Consider the following 18,107-nt stretch of genomic DNA (forward strand, 5'->3'; position numbering starts at 1 on the left):
AGCCCGTCGAAATCGAGGGCTGTTGGTCTCGTGGTGGTGTTGCTGGTGCTTCGTCCACAGGCGCGGAAATTCGGTGATACTGGTGGAGTTATCCCTAGGTGTTTATGTCGCTCATCTGGGAAAATAGGGTATGTCATTCTTCACTAGCCTGTCGGATCGGGTCTCTGAGATCCATGCGTTGGTGGGTGAGGTGCCTGATGCGGCGTTGCTGCCCGGGGTGGTGGCGGGTTTGGATGATGCGGGCGCGGTGGAGCTGCTGGGGTTGGTGGCCGCGGTCGGTCAGATGGTAGAGCGGTTGCGGGTGGCTGCAGCGGGGGTGGTGGCGCAGCGTTCGACGCGTGCGGCAGGGCATGCGGGGTTGGCGCAATCGGCGGGGCATCGCAGCGCGGTGTCGCTGGTGCAGCAGGTGACCGGCATGAGCCCGGGTGAAGCGGTCAAACAGGTGCGGGTGGGGGAGTCGCTGTACGAGACCGCCCCGGTGGTGTCCCCGGGGGTGGGCCCCGGTGCCTGCGGGCGGGATGCCGCGAACTCTCCGCCCAATGGTGCCGGCTGTGTAGATGGTGCCGGCTGCGCGGATGATGCTGGCGGTGTCGACGCGCCCGGTGGTCTCGACGGTGGGACGCCGGTGACGTTGTGGCATGCACCGTTGGGGGCTGCGCTACTGGATGGCACGATCACGGTGGCGCAGCATGACGCGATCTTCCGGGGACTCGGACAACCACCCGCGCACGACTGCACGGCTGTGACTGACGACGGCCGAGAGAATGACGGTGGGTCAGGGTCTGATGGTGCGCCGGGAGCTGACAGTGCCCCGGCCCCGGCCCCAGCAGCGGGCCCGGGGCCGGGGCATGATTGCGCGCGTGAAGTGCGGGAGTGTGCCGCGGTGTGGTCGGTGGCGGTGGCGGAGCTGATCGATGAGGCGGGATGCCGGACGGTCGAAGACCTCGCGCGGGCGGCGCGTGCGGTGCGGGATCGTCTCGACCCGGTGGGCGCCGAGGCGCGGTATCTGGCCCGATACGAGGCGCGTTCGTTCCGGATGTGGACCGACCGCGACGGCCTGCACCGGGTCGCGCTGGTGTGCGATGACGTGTCGGCGGCGTGGTGGCGGTCGGTGCGCGATGCCGCGCTACGGCCCAGGCGGGGCGGTCCACGGTTCGTGGACCCCGCCGGACAAGAGCGCGCCCGAGAATTGGTGGCGGATCCGCGGACGAACGAGCAGCTCGAGTTCGATCTGTGCATGGACCTGCTGCGGGCCGGCGCGCTTGCTGATGCCGACACCGTGTACGGCACCCGGCAGGCCGGCATCCGCCTCGTGCAGCACATCGACCCGGACGGGGTGCCGGGGGCCGGATACTTCGAAGACGACCCCGCCACCATCCCGGCCGGGGTCGTACACCAGCAGGCGTGTACGGTCGGGGTGGTGCCGGTCACGATCGACCGTGCGGGACGACCGTTGGATGTGGGGCGGGAGCAGCGGCTCTACACGCCCCGGCAGCGCATCGCACTCGCGGTCCGGGACGGCGGTTGCCGATGGCCGGGCTGCGACCGGCCGCCTGCGTACTGCGAAGCCCACCACATCGACGAGTGGGAGAAAGACCACGGCCGCACCGACCTTGATCGTGGCATCCTGCTGTGCCGCTTCCACCACATGCAACTCCACACCCGGGGCTGGCACATCACCCGCGACAGCGGAGAAGACTTCGCCCTCCACGACCCCGGAGGCCGTACCCTCCCCATGCGACCCCGCATCGAACTTCGATACACCTGGACCACCGGCCCACCACCACGCCGCTTCACGCTCGCCGCCTGAACACTCCAGGGGACACGTGCGCCCGGCCCCCCGCGGACGCGAGGAAGCCCCGCCTGAGTGTGCCCCCAACTGCCACCCGTTCTTTCTGAAATCAGAAGCTCGGTTAGGCTGTTGAGGATCATCGAACCCTGGGAAGGTACATGGGACTCGCTCGGAAAACCTCACAGCTGACCACTGCGATTGCCATTGCGGCGCTCATTCTGGGCGGCGCGGTCGCGGTACCGGCACACGCTGAGGGGAGTGAAGCGGAGCTCGCGCCGGTACAGGAGCCGGCACCAGTGCAGGAGCCCGCGCCGGTACAGGAGCCCTCACCGGTACAGGAACCCATACAGGCTGAGGCGCCCGCACCAGTAGAAGCACTCGCACCGGCGGAAGCACCCGCACCGCTCTCCGACGCAGACGGCGAAGAACCTCCGCGACCGATGCCGATCACCGCCCCTGCCCCGAACGGCACCTGGTTGTGGCCCGGCTCGACCTACACCGGCAACTTCGCCGACCCGCAGATCCTGCCGGTCGCCGAACCCGGCGGCACCGTGTACTACGCCTTCGCCACGAACTCCGGCAACCGCAACCTCCCCGTGCTGCGCAGCACCGACCTGCAGAGCTGGACCGTCACCTCGTACTCCTCCGACATGGGCTGGTACGACCGTGGCAGGCCCGACGACTACGACCCCTTCACCGACAATGCGATCCCGAGCGAGATCCGCAACTTCAACTACCTCGTGCCGAACAGCACGCCCGCCCTGCAGCGCCGCGAGGCCTGGCTCAACGCCGACGGTCTCGTGTCACCGCGACCCAGCTGGGCGCGGGCGATGCCCCGCAACCCCGCCGACTCCGGTGACTTCGGCTGGCGCTCGCAAGAGACCTGGGCCCCCGGCATCGCCTACTTCAACGGCAAGTACCACGCCTACCTCTCGATCCGCGCAACGGGCGGTGGTCCCGACCGCTTCTGCATCGGGCTCGCCACCTCGACGAAGCCCGCGGGCCCCTACCGGTACGTCGGCGGCAACTCGAACGTCGTCTGTCCCAAAGACCGCCCCAACGGCGTCATCGACGCCGAACCCTTCTCGTACCAGGGCAAGTGGTACCTCCTGTGGAAGAGCGAGAACGCCGTCGGCACCCGTCAGGGGCTGCACGCGCAGGAGATCGACGTCTCCACGGGACGCCTCAAAGCCGGATCCCGCACCGTCGACCTGCTGCAGCGCGACCTCTCCAGCAGCTGGGAGAAGCACGCCATCGAGAATCCGTCGATGGCCACCATCGGCGGCACGACCTACCTGATCTACTCGAGCGGCGAGTTCTGGTCGGGCCCCAACACCACCAGCGGCTACTCCACGAGCTACGCCGTCTGCCCCAAGGGTCCCACAGCCCCCTGCACCCGCCCCGCGGGCGACAACCGGCTGCTCGCCAGCGCCGGCTCGGTGCAGGGACCGGGCGGCGGCAGCTTCTTCGTCGATGCCAAGGGTACCTGGCGCTTCGTGTACCACTCCTACACGCTCGGCGGTCGCTGGGATCTGCGCCAGATGCGCATCGCCAACATCTACCGCTGGCCCAGCGGCGCCATCGCGATCGCCGACGGCGCCCGCCCCCGCTTCGCCGACGTGCCCGTGCACCAGCAGTTCCACCGGCACATCATGTGGCTCTCCGAACGCGGCATCACCACGGGCGACAAGGCCGGCAACTTCCGTCCGCTCGGCAGCACGAGCCGATCCGACATGGCCGCGTTCCTCTACCGCTACGCGGGCTCGCCCAAGTACACCCCGAGCGGCCCCGAACCCTTCGCCGACGTGAACAAGAGCACCAAGTTCTACAAGGAGATCCGTTGGATGCACGCCAAGGGACTCGCCACCGGCACCAAGCAGGCGACCGGCAAACCGCTCTACAAGCCGAAGCAGGCGATCACCCGCGAGGCCATGGCCGCGTTCTTCTACCGTCTCAGCGGCACGAAGGGATATACGCCGCGCGGCAAGGAGCCGCTGGTCGACGTGAACCGCTCGTCGAAGTTCTACCGCGAGATCCGCTGGATGTACGACAACGGCATCACCACGGGCATCACGTCCGGAAACCAGGTGCGCTACAACGAGTACGGCACCACGAAGCGCGATGCCTTCGCCGCCTTCCTCATGCGCTACGACGAGAAGTACCGTTGATCCCGCTCGCGGTTCAGCGGCACACCTCGAAGACGTACGTCCCGTCACCTGGAGTCGTGAGCTCACGATCCCGGAGCACCATGGAAGACGGCGAGTCCGGATCCGAGCACAGGCGCGCGAACGAGTGCGGCAGCATGTCCGTGTACTCGATGTCGATGACGTTCGGCCCGTAGACCTCGGCGTAGGCTCCGCACTCCTCATACGCGGCGCACTCCTCGACCACGGCGAAATCGAAGCCCGCCCGCGCCCGCAGCAGCTCCGCATCCTCCGCGGCATTCTTCTGACCAGCGGCGAGGCCCGCACGGTGCGCGGCTGTCACGTACGCTTCTGCGAGCGCGACGCCGTCCTCCCGGGTCAACGCCCCTCCGGAACGGGTGTAGGTGTCGAGATTGTCGAACTCGACCGCATCGAAACCCGCGGCCGCGCATCCCTCGATCCACGGTACGACTCGAGCGAGGATAGCGTCCCTCCGAGCCCCGGTCGACGTGTCGAGCAGTGCCTCGTCGGGCCAGTCCGGGTCGACGACCGGGCCGTTGGCGTCGCGCAGCAGCACCTCCTCGGGCCACTCGTGCATCTCCCCGGGCTGCGTCTGGAAGCCGTTCACGTAGCAGATCGAGTAGCGCTCGGGATCGGGATCGGCCAGGCGATCCCGGACCACGATGCCGACCTCGTCGGTCGGAGGATAGGGACCGCCGATCTGATAGTCCGGTGCGGCGCCGGCAGGCGGAGGCGGATGTCCTCCCGAAGCAGCATCCGGGACGGGGTCCGAGGGTGCTGCCGAGCGGGGCGCCGTCGGACTCGCGTCCCCACTCGTGCGTCCGTCACCCGGCACGCAGCCGGTGGCGAGCGCGAAGCTGAGCAGCACGGCGGCGAGCCGAGCAGCTCGGCCCGGGGTCACGCGTCGTCCCTGCCCCGGGGGTACGGCGCGCCGGCCGTCCGCGCGATCGTGGGCCGGGTTCATCCGCAGTCGACGCGGAAGAGCACGGCGTCGCCCTCGCGATCGGCCTCCGCGAGGATCGGCGAGCGATCCAGCCCCTGCATCCGCTCGAACGGCACACCCCGGCGGGTGTCGCTGTCGAGCACGTAGTCCATGCCGAAGTCGAGCACGAACCCGACCTCCAGCTCATGCGCCAGGCTGCACGCGCGGGTCGGATCGCTCACGATCGAGTCGACCAGTTCGTAGCCGCGCGCGTCGTAGCGGCCTCCGGCGTGCGGGAACACCATCTCGCGATCGGCCAGTGCGTACCCCAGCGCGCTGCCGTTGAGCGGGTTGTTGAGGATCCGCTCGCCCTCGGGCACTACCTCGTCGAGCCGCTCGAGCAGCCTCAGCTCGTCGTCGCTGAGCAGCGGGGTGGGCTCCTGATAGCTCTCTCGCACGATCTGCATGGCCGTGAACGTGCCCGCCTGCCCCGCCGCGACGAGGAAGAGCAGCGCCCATGCGGTCAGCGTGCGGGTCGCCCGCCGCGGATCGGTCGCGCGAGCGGCGGCGAGACGTCGCAGGCCGGGGCGCAGCATCGTCCACGCCGCCGAAGCGCCCAGCACCGCGAGCGGCAGTGCCCCGAACGGCACGAGCGAGGCGAGGCGGCGCGGGTCGTTGTACCAGGGGCTGAGGAACAGCGTGCGCCACTCCGAACTGGGGAAGCCGTCGGCGATGTAGTAGAAGAGCGCGAGTGCCGCCGCGCTGCCGATCAGCCAGCGCACGCGACGGTGCCGCCAGGCGATCACGGCCCCCAGCAGCACCAGCAGCGAGACGGTCCAGGCCGAGCCCTCCAGATGCGGTGTGCCGTCGATCGCCTGCACCAGGGCGGCGCGGAAGCCGTAGAAACCCTGCCAGACGTTGTCGGAGGTGCGCCCGCCGATCCACGCCGCCAGGGTCGCGGCGGCGAAGGCGCCCAGGCCGACCACGGCACCGACACGACGCAGGGCGAGCGGGCGGCGCGGGATCGCGAGCAGCCCGTCGGCATCGGGCGTCGGGCCGCCGCGCAGAGCCCGCACCGCAGCCCACAGCACCGGAACCGCACCCCAGACCAGGGCGGCGTGGATCACGTTGGGGTGCGCGAGCACCGCGGCGCCCAGCGCTCCGAGGAAGAGCAGCCACCGCGTGCCCTGCGAGAGCGGCATGGCCCGGCGCGAGGGCCCGAGATTGAGCATCTGCAGCCCCGCCACCAGCAGATACGGCATCAGCGCGAGGGTGAGCAGATTGGGGTAGATCACGCCGTAGCCGGCGAGGAACAGCGGGAAGTTGGGGAACGCCGCGATGAGCGCCCCGGTGATGAGCGTGACCCGCAGGCTCGGTCCCGCGACCGCCCGGCCCAGCGCGAGTGCGCCCACGGGCCATACGACCGCCGAGACCGCGACGAGGGCGGCGTTCGTGGCGAGGGGGATCGACGCGCCCGTCAGCTGCACCAGCAGCGCCACGAACCCGTGCCAGAGGGTGGGGTAGAAGACCGGCGTGCCCGGCGAGGTGAGATCGACCGTCAGCGGCGAGGCCGACCCGGAGTCGAGGATGTAGCGCACCGCGTTGAGGTGGAAGCCCGCGTCGAAGGTCTGCGAGATCGCGTCGCCCCGCCCGAGGCCCGCGACGAGCGAGAGCGCGATCACGGCGCCGCCGATCGCGGCGGCGCCCAGCGAGACGAGCAGGTCGCGGCGCCCGGTGGCGGCGCTCATCCGGTTCCGCACCCGTTCGGAAGCGCCGAGCCAGCGGCGCAGGAGCAGCAGCACCGCGGCCAGGAGCACCGCGACGGCGAGCGGCGGCAGCAGCGACCACGAGACGCCGATTACGGGGGCGATGATGCTCGAGATCGCGACGACCGCGAACGCGGCCGGCACGGCGACCACGGCGACCGCGAATCCGCGCAGCCTGAGCGCGAAGGAGACGGGGAGGCCGAGGATCGCGATGAGCGCGAGCGACGCGGCAGCGGGCCCGGCGAAGGCCACCCAGCTCACGAGAGCGTGCCCCGGTCCGGGTCGGAGTCCCGATCCCGGTCGGTGTCCTGCTCAGGCTCGGAACCCCGGCCTCGGTCGGCGCCCCGATCCGAGTGCGTGTTCCCCTCGGGGAGCTGCTCCCGGATCCGCGTCTCCATGAGGGCCACGGCTCGCGCCAGATCGGTCACCCGCGCATCGCTCCGGGCCTTCGCGCGCACCACCGCGACCGCGAAGACCAGCATCGCCACGATGAACAGGTAGAGCAGCAGGTCGGTGCCGCGCCCGATGCCGAAGAAGTTGGCCACGCTCGTGAGCACCGCCGGGAACATGATCGCCACGATCGCGGCGGCCACGAAGAGGATCGCGAAGATCCGCTTGAGCGCGAGCGAGCGCTCGCCCGGCAGGAAGCGCACCGCGAGGGCCGCCGCGGCGATCACGGCGGCGATGAGCAGGATCTGGAAGAGAGTCATGAGGGCACCTAACGGATGATCAGGTCCACGAGAATGTTCACGGAGTTGAGCAGCGACTGCCCCTTGGCCTTCGAGTAGTCGGAGTAGATGACCTCGACCGGCTGCTCTGCGTAGGGCAGGCCGGTGCGACCCAGCTGCACCACGATCTCGGTGCCGTGGGCCATGCGATCCTGCCGCAGCTTGATGCGTCGCAGCGCATCCTCGCGGATCACGCGCAGCCCGTTGTGCGCGTCGGTGAGGCGGGTGCGCGTGGTGAGATTGGTCACCGCGACGGCGGTCTTGAGCACGATCTTCTTGAGGATCCCCGGATCGGTGCGATCGTCGAGGAAGCGGGATCCGAAGACGATCGCGAGGTCCTCGTCGCGGGCGCGACTCACCATCGCGGCCGCGTCCTCGACGCGGTGCTGCCCGTCGGCGTCGAAGGTCACCACGTAGCGGGCGCCGCGCTCGAGCGCGTATTCGAAGCCCGTCTGCAGCGCTGCTCCCTGACCCAGGTTGATGGGGTGCGTGACGAGGCGAGCACCCGCCGCGAGCGCGATGCCGCCCGAACCGTCGCGCGATCCATCGTCGATGCAGACGACGTTGGGGAAGACCGGCAGGAGCCCCTCGACCACGCCCGCGATGACCGTCGCCTCGTTGTAGAGCGGGATGACCACCCAGACGTCGGCGGCCGCGACCGGGCGCTCTGCCGCTGGTTCAAGGGTCATACAGGTATTCTGGCAGATGATGGGCGCGCGATCCCGCGTGCATGAAAGGTGGATGCATGTCATCTGAGCTCATTCCCGCGGCGAAGCCGATCATCGGCGACGATGAGCGCGAGGCGGTGGATCGTGTGCTGCGTTCCGGGATGATCGCTCAGGGGCCCGAGGTGGCCGCCTTCGAGCGGGAGTTCGCCGAGCACTTCGTGCAGGGCCGCGCCACGGTGGCCGTGAACTCGGGTACGAGCGGGCAGCACCTGGGCCTGCTGGCCGCCGGGGTGGGAGCCGGCGACGAGGTGATCGTGCCGTCGTTCACCTTCGCGGCGACGGGCAACTCGGTCGCGCTGACCGGGGCGACGCCGGTGTTCGCCGACATCGAGCCGCGCACCTTCACGCTCGACCCCGAGTCGGTGCGCGCCGCGATCACGCCGCGCACCAAGGGCATCATGCCGGTGCACCTCTACGGGCACCCGTTCCTCGTCGACGAGATCGAGGAGATCGCGAAGGAGCACGGACTCGCCATCTACGAGGACGCTGCGCAGGCGCACGGCGCTTCGTGGCGCGGACGCCCCGTCGGCACCATCGGCGACTTCGCGATGTTCAGCCTGTACCCCACGAAGAACATGACCTCGGGCGAGGGCGGCATGGTGTCGTGCGCCACCGAGGAGATCGCCCGCAACGTGCGCCTGCTGCGCAACCAGGGCATGGAGACCCAGTACGCCAACGAGGTCATCGGCTTCAACGCCCGCATGACCGACGTGCACGCCGCCATCGGCCGCGTGCAGCTGACCAAGGTGAACGGGTGGACCGAGCTGCGCCGCCGCAATGCGGCCGTGCTGAACGCGGGCCTCGCGAGTATCGCCGGGGTCACCACCCCCTTCGTCGCAGAGGATGTCGTGCACGTCTACCACCAGTACACGATCCGCGTCGACGCCGCCGAGCGCGACCGCCTGCGCGACGCGCTGCGGGAGGAGCAGGGCGTGGGATCCGGCGTCTACTACCCGATCCCGAACCACCGCCTGCCCTCGCTCGCGCCGTTCGCGCCGGGCCTCGAGCTGCCGGAGACCGAGCGCGCAGCAGCCGAGGTGCTGTCGCTGCCCGTGCATCCCTCGCTCACCGAGGGCGATCTCGAGCGCATCGTCGCCGGCGTCAGCGCCGTGCTGCGGGCCGGCGCGTAGACCAGCCGGAGCCCCGACTACGTGCGCATCGCGATCACCAGCCGTATCTTCGAGCCCGAGCCGAGTGCCGCCTCGTTCAGGCTCGCCGCGCTCGCCGCAGCCTTCGCCGGCCGCGGCGACGACGTGACGGTGCTGACGGTGCGCCCACCGGCTTCGCACCCGTCCCCGGAGCCCGGAGCGGGCAGGCCGGGCTACCGCGTCGCACGCTTCCCGGTGCTGCGCGACCGAGCGGGGTACGTGCGGGGGTACGTGCAGTACATGAGCTTCGACATCCCGCTCTTCTTCCGGGTGCTGTTCGGGCCGCGGCGCGAGCTGATCGTCTGCGAGCCCCCGCCCACCAGCGGCTTCTTCGTGCGGCTCGCCGCAGCCCTGCGGCGCACGCCCTACGCCTACTACGCCGCCGACATCTGGGCGGACGCCTCGGCGCAGACCGGGGCGCCGGGCTGGATGGTGGGCCTCGTGAGCCGCATCGAGCGCTTCGCGCTGAAGGGTGCGCGCGTGGTGCTCTCGGTCTCGGACGGGGTGACGGCGCGGCTGGCCGAGCTCGGGGTCGCGGGCATCGTGGTGACGGTGGGCAACGGTGTGGACGCCCCCCGTTTCGCCGGGGCGCTGCGGAGCACGCCCGAGCCGGAGGCCGACGGCCGTCTGGTGTTCGTCTACGCGGGAACCGCTTCGGAGTGGCACGGCGCCGACGTGTTCGTGGAGGCCATGCCCGCTGTGCTGCGCGAGGTGCCGGAGGCCCGGCTGCGCTTCATCGGCGGGGGATCGGAGCGCGACGCGCTCGAGGCGCGCGCCGCCGAGCTCGGGATCGCGCACGCCGTCTCGTTCGAGCCGGTGATGTCGGCCGAGCAGGTCGCACCCATCCTGCAGGGCGCCGCTGCCGCGGTCGCGAGCGTGCGCCCGGGGGCCGGGTACGACTTCGCGTTCCCCACCAAGCTCTACAGCGCCGCCGTCTGCGGGGCGCCGCTCATCCACTCCGGGCCGGGACCGGCCGTGGACTTCGTGCGCACCGAGGTCGACGACGCCCCCCTCGGCGCGGCGGTGACGGACGATCCGGCGGCGGCGGCCGAGGCGATGATCGAGGTCGCCCGCCGCCCGTTCGACGCCGAGCGGCGCCGACGCGTATCGGAGTGGGCTCAGCAGAACGTCAGCCTCGGCGCAGTCGCGGAGCGGGCCGTGCGCCGCCTCGTCTCGGCGGTGCAGCGGTGAGCCGGCTCAAACGGGCGGCCTACGACCTGCTGCAGCTCGCGAGACTGCGCCGGGCGGGGGAGTCCTTCCCGCCGGTGGCGCAGCCCGCCGGCACGGGCACCGCTCGCACCCTCTTCATCGGGCCGGCGAACAGCGCCGGGCAGGGGACGAACTGGGCGAGGGCGGCCGAGCGCACGGGGTTCGGGATCGCCGCCGTCAGCATGGCGTTCAGACGAGCGGGCGGCTTCGCCTTCGACGTCGACCAGTCCGTGCCGTCCGCCTACGGCGCGCACAGCCGCGCCTGGCAGCGCCGTCAGCTCACCGCGGTGTCGGGCTTCGACGCGGCGCTGCTCGAATCCGGGCTGCCGCCCTTCGCGGGACTGCTCGGCGGTGATCCGCTCGCTCAGATCCGCGCCCTCGAGACGGCCGGCGTGCGCACCGCGCTGCTCTTCCACGGCAGCGACATCCGCGATCCCGACCGGCATCTCGCGGCCGAGCCGCACTCCCACTTCGGCGATCAGGATTTCGCCGCCACCTTCCGCGAGGTCACCGCGCGCAATCGATCCCTCGTGAGCGCCGCCGGGATCCCCGTGTTCGTCTCGACCCCGGCTCTGCTCGACGAGGTGCTCGGTGCGCGCTGGCTGCCCGTCGTCGTCGATCCCGACCGCTGGGCCATCGCCGAGCCGCCGTTCGCCGGCGGCGAGCGGCCGCGAGCGGTGCACATCCCCTCGAACTCGGCCGTCAAGGGGACGGAGCTCGTCGACCCGGTGCTGCGTCGCCTCGCCGCAGAGGAGCGCATCGACTACCGGCCCGTGAGCGGCATCCCGCACGCGGAGATGCCGGCCGCCTATCACGCGGCCGACGTCGTGATCGACCAGTTCCGTGTCGGCGACTACGGCGTCGCCGCCTGCGAGGGGCTCGCCGCCGGCCGGCTCGTGATCTCGCACGTCTCGGACCGCGTGCGCGAGCGCACGCGGGAGCTGACGGGCGACGCGCTGCCGGTGGTCGAGGCGACCCCGGAGACGCTCGAGGCGGTGCTCGACGATGTCGCGCGGCGCCCCGAGCACTATGCGGAGATCGCAGCGCAGGGTCCGGGATTCGTGCGCCGCAACCACGACGGCCGACGCAGCGGTCTGATGCTCGCGGAGTGGATGGGGTGCGCTGCCGAGGCACCCGCTGAGGAGGCAGAGCGATGAAGTCACTGTGGCACACCCTGGTGGAGCTGTTCGGCGTGCTCCCGAAGGGCGCCAAACCGTTCTACGTGTGGTACTCGATCGTCACGAGCGCGCTCGCGATCCTCGACACGCTCGCACTCGCGCTCATCGTCGCGGTGGTGACGCCGATCGCCAGCGATCAGGAGATCCGCCTGCCCGTCATCGGCCACATTCCCAGCAAGTCGATCGTGTGGATCATCGTCGTCATCTGCGGCCTCTTCCTGCTGAAGAGCGTGCTCGCGATCCTGCTGCACTGGTTCGCCACCCGCCGCTTCGCGCGCTACGAGCTCCAGGTCGGCGACGCGCTGTTCCGAGCCTACACGCACTCCAGCTGGGAGAAGCGTTCGCAGATCAGCACCGCCGAGGTCACCCGCATCGTCGACAGCTCGATGGCCAACACCAACATGGGCTTCATCCTGCCGCTGTCGCAGGTGCCGGGCAACCTGCTCACCTTCGTCTCGGTGCTGGCGGTGCTCGTCATCGCTCAGCCCGCCACAGCGCTCGTCGCCCTGCTCTACCTCTCGGCGTTCTCGGCGCTCATGCTGCTGGTGATCTCGCGGCGCGCGCGCCAGGCGGGCATCAACAACAGGAAGTACGCCTACCGCGTCGCCACGATCATGACCGAGATGGTCGACGCGCTCAAGGAGGTGGCGCTGCGGGGCAAACTCGACGAGATCGGCCGTGTGGTGACGAAGAACCGGCGCGTCGCCACCCGCGCGCGGGCGAACATCTCCTTCCTCGGCATCGTGCCCAAGTACGCGTTCGAGAGCGCCCTCATCGGCGGCTTCCTCGTAGTCGGTGGCAGCGCCTACCTGATGGACGACATGGCGGCCGCGATGACAGCGGTCGCGCTCTTCGCCGCGACCGGCTTCCGCATGATACCGGCGATGACCACGGTGCAATCGGCCTTCACCACGGCGGGCGCCAACGAGATCTACGCGCGCGATGTGATCCGGGAACTCACCGCGGCCCGCGACGACGACGTCGTGACCGCGCAGGCCGAGGATCGTGCGGTGCTGCCTCAGCAGACGCGGTCGATCGAGCTGCGAGATGTCTGCTTCCGCTATCCGGGCGCCGAACAGAACGTGCTCGACGGGCTGGAGTTGACGGTGCCCTTCGGATCGAGCCTCGCGGTGGTCGGCCCCTCGGGCGCGGGAAAGTCGACCCTCATCGACATCCTGCTCGGACTCAGCGTACCCACCTCGGGCGAACTGCTCGTCGACGAGGTGCCGATCACGGACGTGATGAAGCAGTGGCGCTCGCGCGTCGGCTACGTGCCGCAGCGCGTGGCGCTCTTCGACGCCTCGATCGCGCAGAACGTCGCCCTGACATGGGAGGACGACTACGACTCGGAACGCGTGCGCATCGCGCTCGAGCGTGCGCACCTGGGCGAGCTGGCCCAGCGGGGCCGCGGCATCGAGGAGCACATCGGTGAGCGGGGAGCCGCGATCTCGGGCGGGCAGCAGCAGCGCCTCGGCATCGCCCGCGCGCTCTACTCCGATCCGCTCGTGATGGTGATGGACGAGGCCACCAGCGCGCTCGACACGGCCACCGAGAATCGCGTGACCGAGTCGATGCGGGAGCTGCAGGGCGAGGTGACCTTCATCACCGTGGCGCACCGCCTCGCCACCATCCGCGACTACGACCAGGTCTGCTACCTCGACCGGGGCAGCATCCTGGGCCGGGGCACCTTCGACGAGGTGGTCGCGCAGGTGCCGGAGTTCAAGCTGCAGGCCGAGCTGGCGGGTCTGCTGTGAGCGGCGCACCGAACGTCCGAGCGACATCCGATTCCGACCCGACACAGGAAGCAGCCGTGCACCGACCGTTACTCCTCATCCTCTCCTTCTCCCGGATCGCCTCGGATGCCCGGCTGCTGAAGCAGATCGACCGCTTCTCGGGGGAGTACCGCGTTGTTACCTGCGGATACGGCCCGCAGCCGGCCGGCGTCGCAGAGCACCTTGAGGTTTCGCCCGAGGAATCGCGGGCCGCGGTGCTTGTCCGTGCCGCCTGCATCCGTCTGCGCCTCTTCGGGCTCGCCTACCGCGTCACCCCGGCCGTGCGCGAGGGCCGCCGGCTGCTCCGGCGACGCCGCTTCGACGCCGTGCTTGCCAATGACCTCGACACCGCCGGGCTAGCGCTCGCCACAGCGCCGGGCGAGCGAGTGCACCTCGATCTGCACGAGTACTGGCCCGGCAGGCAGGATCAGCACCCCGAATGGGTGCGCATCCGCCGTCCGTACTATTTCTGGCTGCTGCGTCGCTACGCGCGCCGCGCCCGCTCGGCCACGACGGTGAGCGACACGATCGCTCGTCGCTACCGCGACGAGTTCGGCATCCAGGCCGGCGTCGTCACCAATGCCAGCCCCTACCGCGATCTCGAGCCGCATTCCGCGGCCTCGCCGCTCAGGCTCGTGCACTCCGGGGCCGCGCTCAAGAACCGCCGGCTCGAGAGCATCATGCGCGCGGTGGCCGAGAGCTCGCTCGACGCCGTGCTCGATCTCTACCTGATGGGCGAGGGTACCCCGTACTACGACAGCCTCGCGCAGCTCGCCGATCAGCTGGGCGATCGAGTGCGCCTGCTGCCCCCCGTGCCCCACGACCAGTTGCTCACCACGCTCAACCGTTACGACGTGGGTATCCACGTGCTCCCGCCCACGAACACCAATAACGCGCTGGCCCTGCCCAACAAGTTCTTCGACTACGTGCAGGCGCGCCTGGCGCTGGTCATCGGCCCTACGGCGTCGATGGCGGAGTTGCTCGAAGAGCATCGTCTCGGAGTCGTCACCGACGACTTCGACGTGCCCGCGATCGCCCGTGCGCTCGACGGGCTCACAGTCGAGGCCGTGCGCGAGTACCAGCTCAACGCCGACGCTGCCGCAGCCCTCCTCTCCGCCGAACGGCAGAATGAGGGATGGGCGCGTGCGATCGCCGCGATCATCGGTACATCCGCATCGAGCGGTGACGCCGTCGTGCCAGAGAGGGGAGTCGACGCGCATGACTGACCAACGCCCGGTGATGATCTTCCACGTCGCCTACCGTCTCGATCCCGAGGCGAAGAGCGCCAGCGGCATCCGCCCGCTCAAGATGCGGCGCGCCTTCGAGGCGATCGGCTACCGGGTGATCGAGATCTCGGGCCGCCACCCCGAACGGCGCGAGCAGATGAAACGGGTCCGCCAGCAGATCCGCGGCGGGTTGCGCGTCGACTTCGTGTACTCGGAGAACGCGACCTCGCCGACCGGACTCGGCGAGCCGGTCACCTCTGCGACGAGCCTGACGCGTGACATCAAGTTTCTGCGGTTCTGCCGCCGGTCAGGGATCCCGGTGGGCCTCTTCTACCGCGACATCTACTGGAACTTCCCGATCTACACCCAGGTCGTCCGGTGGCCGCTCTCTACCGTCCTGCGCATGCTCCACCGGCGGGATCTGCGCGGCTACCGTCGCGCGGGCATTGACATCTACCTGCCGTCGATGGAGATGGCCAAGTGGGTGCCGATCATCGACCGTGCGCGCTTCCGCGAGCTGCCCCCCGGGTGCGAGATTCGCGACACCGTGTCCGATGCGGTCGGGGAGCGCTCGGAGCGCGATCTCCGCCTCCTCTACGTCGGAGGTCTCGGCGACAACTACCGTCTCCACGAGAGCGTGCGCGCGATCGCGGGCCGCGAGGGCGTGTCGCTCACCATCTGCACCCGCGAGGCCGAGTGGCAGCAGCGCGAACCCGAGTACCGCGAGCTGATTGCCCCGAACATTAGCGTCGTGCACCGCAGCGGCGAGGGGCTGCGCGAGCTCTACGACGAGGCGAACGCCTGCCTGATCGCCGTCGAACCGATCCTGTATTGGACCTTTGCCGTGCCGGTCAAGCTGTTCGAGTATCTGGGTCACGGCAAGCCGGTGCTCGCCTCGGACGACAGCTTCTCGGGGCGCTTCGTGCGTGAACAGGAGGTCGGCTGGACGGTGCCGTACGGCAGCGAGGCTCTCGGCGAGCTGCTGGATCGCCTGGTCGCGGATCCCGCCGAGCGGCAGCGGGCGACCGAGCGGGCGCGGGAGGTGCGACACGAGCACACCTGGGAGGCGCGCGCCCGCCGAGTCGCGGCCGATCTGTACGGGGTCTAGAGAAACACAGCCGCCCGTGCCTGCAACGACTGTTGTAGCCTGAACCACCGAACTCGGCGGTTCAGGCCGTCGCGATGTGCTCCGCGATGGCGGCAGCGGCGCGCTCGGCCGCGTGACCGTCGCCGTACGGGGCCGACTCGGTGTCCTCGGGCCGCGGCCGTGTAAGCGCCGTCGTGATTTCGGCGGTGGTGTTCGCCAATACGTTCCAGCCGAGTTCGATCGTCTCGACCCACTCCGTCTCCCGGCGCACGGTGGTGCACGGCACGCGCAGCAGGAAGGCCTCCTTCTGCAGGCCGCCCGAATCGGTCACCACCCCGGCGCTGCCGAGGGCCGCTGCGATCAGCTCGGGGTAGGCGAGGGGATCTCTTGTTTGCAGTGCACCGCAGTCGAGATCGATGCCGTGCTCCGCGGCCTTCGCCCTCACGCGTGGGTGCGCGAGCAGCACGACTGGCTTGTCTGCGGCGGCGAATGCCGAGACGACCTCACGTAGCCGTGCGGGGTCATCGGTGTTCTCGGCGCGGTGGATCGTGGCGACGTAGTATCCCTCGGGTGCATCTACCCCGTGCAGCGGGTTCGGAGTACCGCCCTGGAGTACGGCGTCGCGCACGCGGAACAGCACGTCGGTCATCACGTCGCCCACGAGGACTGACCGGTCGGCGAGTCCCTCGGTTGTGAGGTGCCCCATCGCCACCTCGGTGGGCGCCAGACAGAGGTCGGCGGCGTGGTCGGTGAGCACCCGGTTGTGCTCCTCCGGCATCGCGCGGTTGAAGGATCGGAGCCCCGCCTCGAGATGGGCCACCGGATAGTGCAGCTTCACAGCGCTCACCGCGGCTGCAAGCGTGGAGTTCGTGTCTCCATACACCAGCACGCAGCCGGGGGAGAACCGTTCGAGCACCTCATCCATCTGCGACAGGATCGCTCCAGTCTGCACGCCATGGGAGCCCGATCCGACGCCCAGGTGCGCATCCGGCTGCGGGATGCCGAGATCCTCGAAGAACACGTCGGAGAGCATCGGATCGTAGTGCTGCCCCGTATGCACGATGATGTGCTCGTGCCCGGCCGCGGTGATCGCCCGCGAAACAGGGGCGAGCTTGACGAACTGGGGGCGTGCGCCGACGACGCTCATGATCCTCATGCACTCCATCCTAGAAGGCGGCGCACCACTGGATTCCGTGCGGAGTCGCAGTGCCCATTGATTCACGCGTCCTAGCATGGGCGTATGCGAGTGCTCGTCGTCACCCCCTGGTTCCCGACCCCCTCCGCTCCGGGATCCGGCATCTTCAACCTGCGCGACGTCGAACTGCTCGCGCGCGACCACCGGGTGACGGTGCTGCACCTGCACGACCCCTCCCTGCCGGACGGCGCCGCGCAGTGGCGCGCCGACGGCGGCGTGACGGTGCACCGCGGCCTGTTCAGCAGCTCGCGCCCCGACACCTGGCCCGCCGCGATCCGGGAGATCCGCAGGCACGCGGCCGGCGCCGACCTGGTGCACACGATGGCCTTCCCCGCGATCCTGCCGGTGGCGCTCAGCCGGCCGCACCGGCCGTGGGTGCACACCGAGCACTGGTCGGGCCTGGTCGGCACGCCGACCACGCTGCGCGCCCGGCTGGGCGGCGCGGTGCTGCGGCCGGGGCTGCGGCGCCCCGACGCGGTGGTCGCGGTGGGGCTGCCGCTGGCCGACGCCGTCGACCGCTTCCGCTCCGAACCGACCGCGGTGATCGGCAACCGGGTGCGGCTCGCCCCGCCCGGTGCCGCGGAGCAGGAGGAGCTGCCGCAGCGGCCGGAGGAGCGCGGCGACGGCCCGCTGCGGCTCGTGGGCGTCGGCAATCTGATCCCGTGGAAGGGTGTGCTCGAGGCCGTCGACGCCGTCGCCGAGCTGCGGGATCGCGGCGTCGATGCTCGGCTCGAGTGGGCGGGATCGGGTCCCCTCGCCGACGAGGCGCGATCCCGAGCCGCGGAGCGCGGGGTCGCCGACCGCGTCGCACTGCTGGGCCACGTCGATCCGGAAGCGCTGCCGGAGGCGCTGCTGCGCGCCCACCTGTTCGTGCTGCCGACGCAGGGGGAGACCTTCGGCGTCGCCATCGCGGAGGCCCTCGGACACGGGCTGCCCGTGGTCACGAGCGGCCAGGGCGGCCACCGGGCGTTCCTGCCGCCCGCGGCCTCCCGCGCGGTCGACGCGCGCAGCGGTCCGGCCCTGGCCGGCGCGATCGCCGAACTGGCGGCCGATCCCGAGCGCTGGACCCCCGAGCAGATCGCCGCATACGCCCGCGAGACCTTCTCGGAGGAGCGCCGCCGAGCCGACTACCGAGAGGTGTACGACCGTGCCGTGCAGCGAGCATCGAAACGGCAGCGGTAGACTCGCACG

The 18,107-nt window shown here is 70.3% G+C and carries 14 protein-coding genes; 9 read left to right on the plus strand and 5 right to left on the minus strand.

All coding sequences use genetic code 11. The annotated features are described in order from the left end of the window. Window positions 1–130: 130 nt before the first annotated feature. Window positions 131–1,810 carry an HNH endonuclease signature motif containing protein gene (locus AMS65_RS10900; protein ID WP_053384203.1) on the plus strand — a complete coding sequence of 560 codons (1,680 nt, stop codon included), beginning with the start codon at window positions 131–133 and terminating at the stop codon, window positions 1,808–1,810. Window positions 1,811–2,232: 422 nt separating this feature from the next. Next, entirely contained in the window at window positions 2,233–3,960 is a 1,728-nt protein-coding gene (locus AMS65_RS10905) for a family 43 glycosylhydrolase (RefSeq protein WP_053384204.1), read from the plus strand. Between the two features lie 13 nt (window positions 3,961–3,973). On the opposite strand, the gene AMS65_RS10910 is transcribed toward AMS65_RS10905, so the two are convergent. From AMS65_RS10910 to AMS65_RS10925, 4 genes are read right to left on the minus strand one after another with little or no spacing between them, the layout of a single operon-like run. Beyond that, a complete protein-coding gene (locus AMS65_RS10910; RefSeq protein ID WP_241489417.1) occupies window positions 3,974–4,858 on the minus strand; it encodes an endo alpha-1,4 polygalactosaminidase in 885 nt (294 codons plus the stop codon). Window positions 4,859–4,917: 59 nt separating this feature from the next. Continuing rightward, complete coding sequence (locus AMS65_RS10915) at window positions 4,918–6,906, minus strand: DUF6541 family protein (protein ID WP_053384205.1); 1,989 nt, start codon at window positions 6,904–6,906, stop codon at window positions 4,918–4,920. Then, a complete protein-coding gene (locus AMS65_RS10920; RefSeq protein ID WP_083451634.1) occupies window positions 6,903–7,355 on the minus strand; it encodes a DUF2304 domain-containing protein in 453 nt (150 codons plus the stop codon). Before AMS65_RS10920 ends, AMS65_RS10915 begins: the two co-directional genes overlap by 4 nt. Window positions 7,356–7,363: 8 nt before the next feature. Then, the gene (locus AMS65_RS10925; protein WP_053384206.1) at window positions 7,364–8,062 is read right to left on the minus strand and encodes a glycosyltransferase family 2 protein; all 699 of its coding nucleotides are present in this window, start codon (window positions 8,060–8,062) and stop codon (window positions 7,364–7,366) included. A 56-nt stretch (window positions 8,063–8,118) separates the two neighbouring features. On the opposite strand from AMS65_RS10925, the gene AMS65_RS10930 reads away from it, so the two are divergent. Genes AMS65_RS10930 through AMS65_RS10955 form a run of 6 tightly spaced genes read left to right on the plus strand, consistent with a single transcriptional unit; the run spans window position 8,119 to window position 15,742 of the window. Further along, on the plus strand, window positions 8,119–9,231 hold the full coding sequence (locus AMS65_RS10930) for a DegT/DnrJ/EryC1/StrS family aminotransferase (protein ID WP_053384207.1): 1,113 nt from the start codon (window positions 8,119–8,121) through the stop codon (window positions 9,229–9,231). A gap of 21 nt (window positions 9,232–9,252) precedes the next feature. Beyond that, window positions 9,253–10,440 (plus strand): glycosyltransferase family 4 protein, encoded by a 1,188-nt coding sequence (locus tag AMS65_RS10935; protein WP_053384208.1) that lies wholly within the window; start codon window positions 9,253–9,255, stop codon window positions 10,438–10,440. Then, window positions 10,437–11,615: a glycosyltransferase gene (locus tag AMS65_RS10940; RefSeq protein ID WP_053384209.1), complete on the plus strand. Its 1,179-nt coding sequence runs from the start codon at window positions 10,437–10,439 to the stop codon at window positions 11,613–11,615. Before AMS65_RS10935 ends, AMS65_RS10940 begins: the two co-directional genes overlap by 4 nt. Then, window positions 11,612–13,390, plus strand: a complete 1,779-nt coding sequence (locus tag AMS65_RS10945; RefSeq protein WP_053384210.1) for an ABC transporter ATP-binding protein — start codon at window positions 11,612–11,614, stop codon at window positions 13,388–13,390. Before AMS65_RS10940 ends, AMS65_RS10945 begins: the two co-directional genes overlap by 4 nt. Before the next feature lie 56 nt (window positions 13,391–13,446). Then, complete coding sequence (locus AMS65_RS10950) at window positions 13,447–14,634, plus strand: glycosyltransferase (protein WP_053384211.1); 1,188 nt, start codon at window positions 13,447–13,449, stop codon at window positions 14,632–14,634. Next, window positions 14,627–15,742: a glycosyltransferase family protein gene (locus tag AMS65_RS10955; protein ID WP_162231764.1), complete on the plus strand. Its 1,116-nt coding sequence runs from the start codon at window positions 14,627–14,629 to the stop codon at window positions 15,740–15,742. Before AMS65_RS10950 ends, AMS65_RS10955 begins: the two co-directional genes overlap by 8 nt. Window positions 15,743–15,803: 61 nt before the next feature. Here AMS65_RS10955 and wecB read toward each other — a convergent pair whose 3' ends face one another. After that, entirely contained in the window at window positions 15,804–16,877 is a 1,074-nt protein-coding gene (gene wecB / locus AMS65_RS10960; RefSeq protein ID WP_053384213.1) for a non-hydrolyzing UDP-N-acetylglucosamine 2-epimerase, read from the minus strand. Window positions 16,878–16,961: 84 nt separating this feature from the next. Between wecB and AMS65_RS10965 the strand changes: the two genes are divergently transcribed. Further along, window positions 16,962–18,098, plus strand: a complete 1,137-nt coding sequence (locus AMS65_RS10965; RefSeq protein ID WP_053384214.1) for a glycosyltransferase family 4 protein — start codon at window positions 16,962–16,964, stop codon at window positions 18,096–18,098. The last annotated feature ends 9 nt before the right edge of the window (window positions 18,099–18,107 follow it).

This window comes from Leucobacter celer subsp. astrifaciens (assembly GCF_001273835.1).
In the GTDB taxonomy this organism is placed as follows: Bacteria; Actinomycetota; Actinomycetes; order Actinomycetales; family Microbacteriaceae; genus Leucobacter; species Leucobacter celer.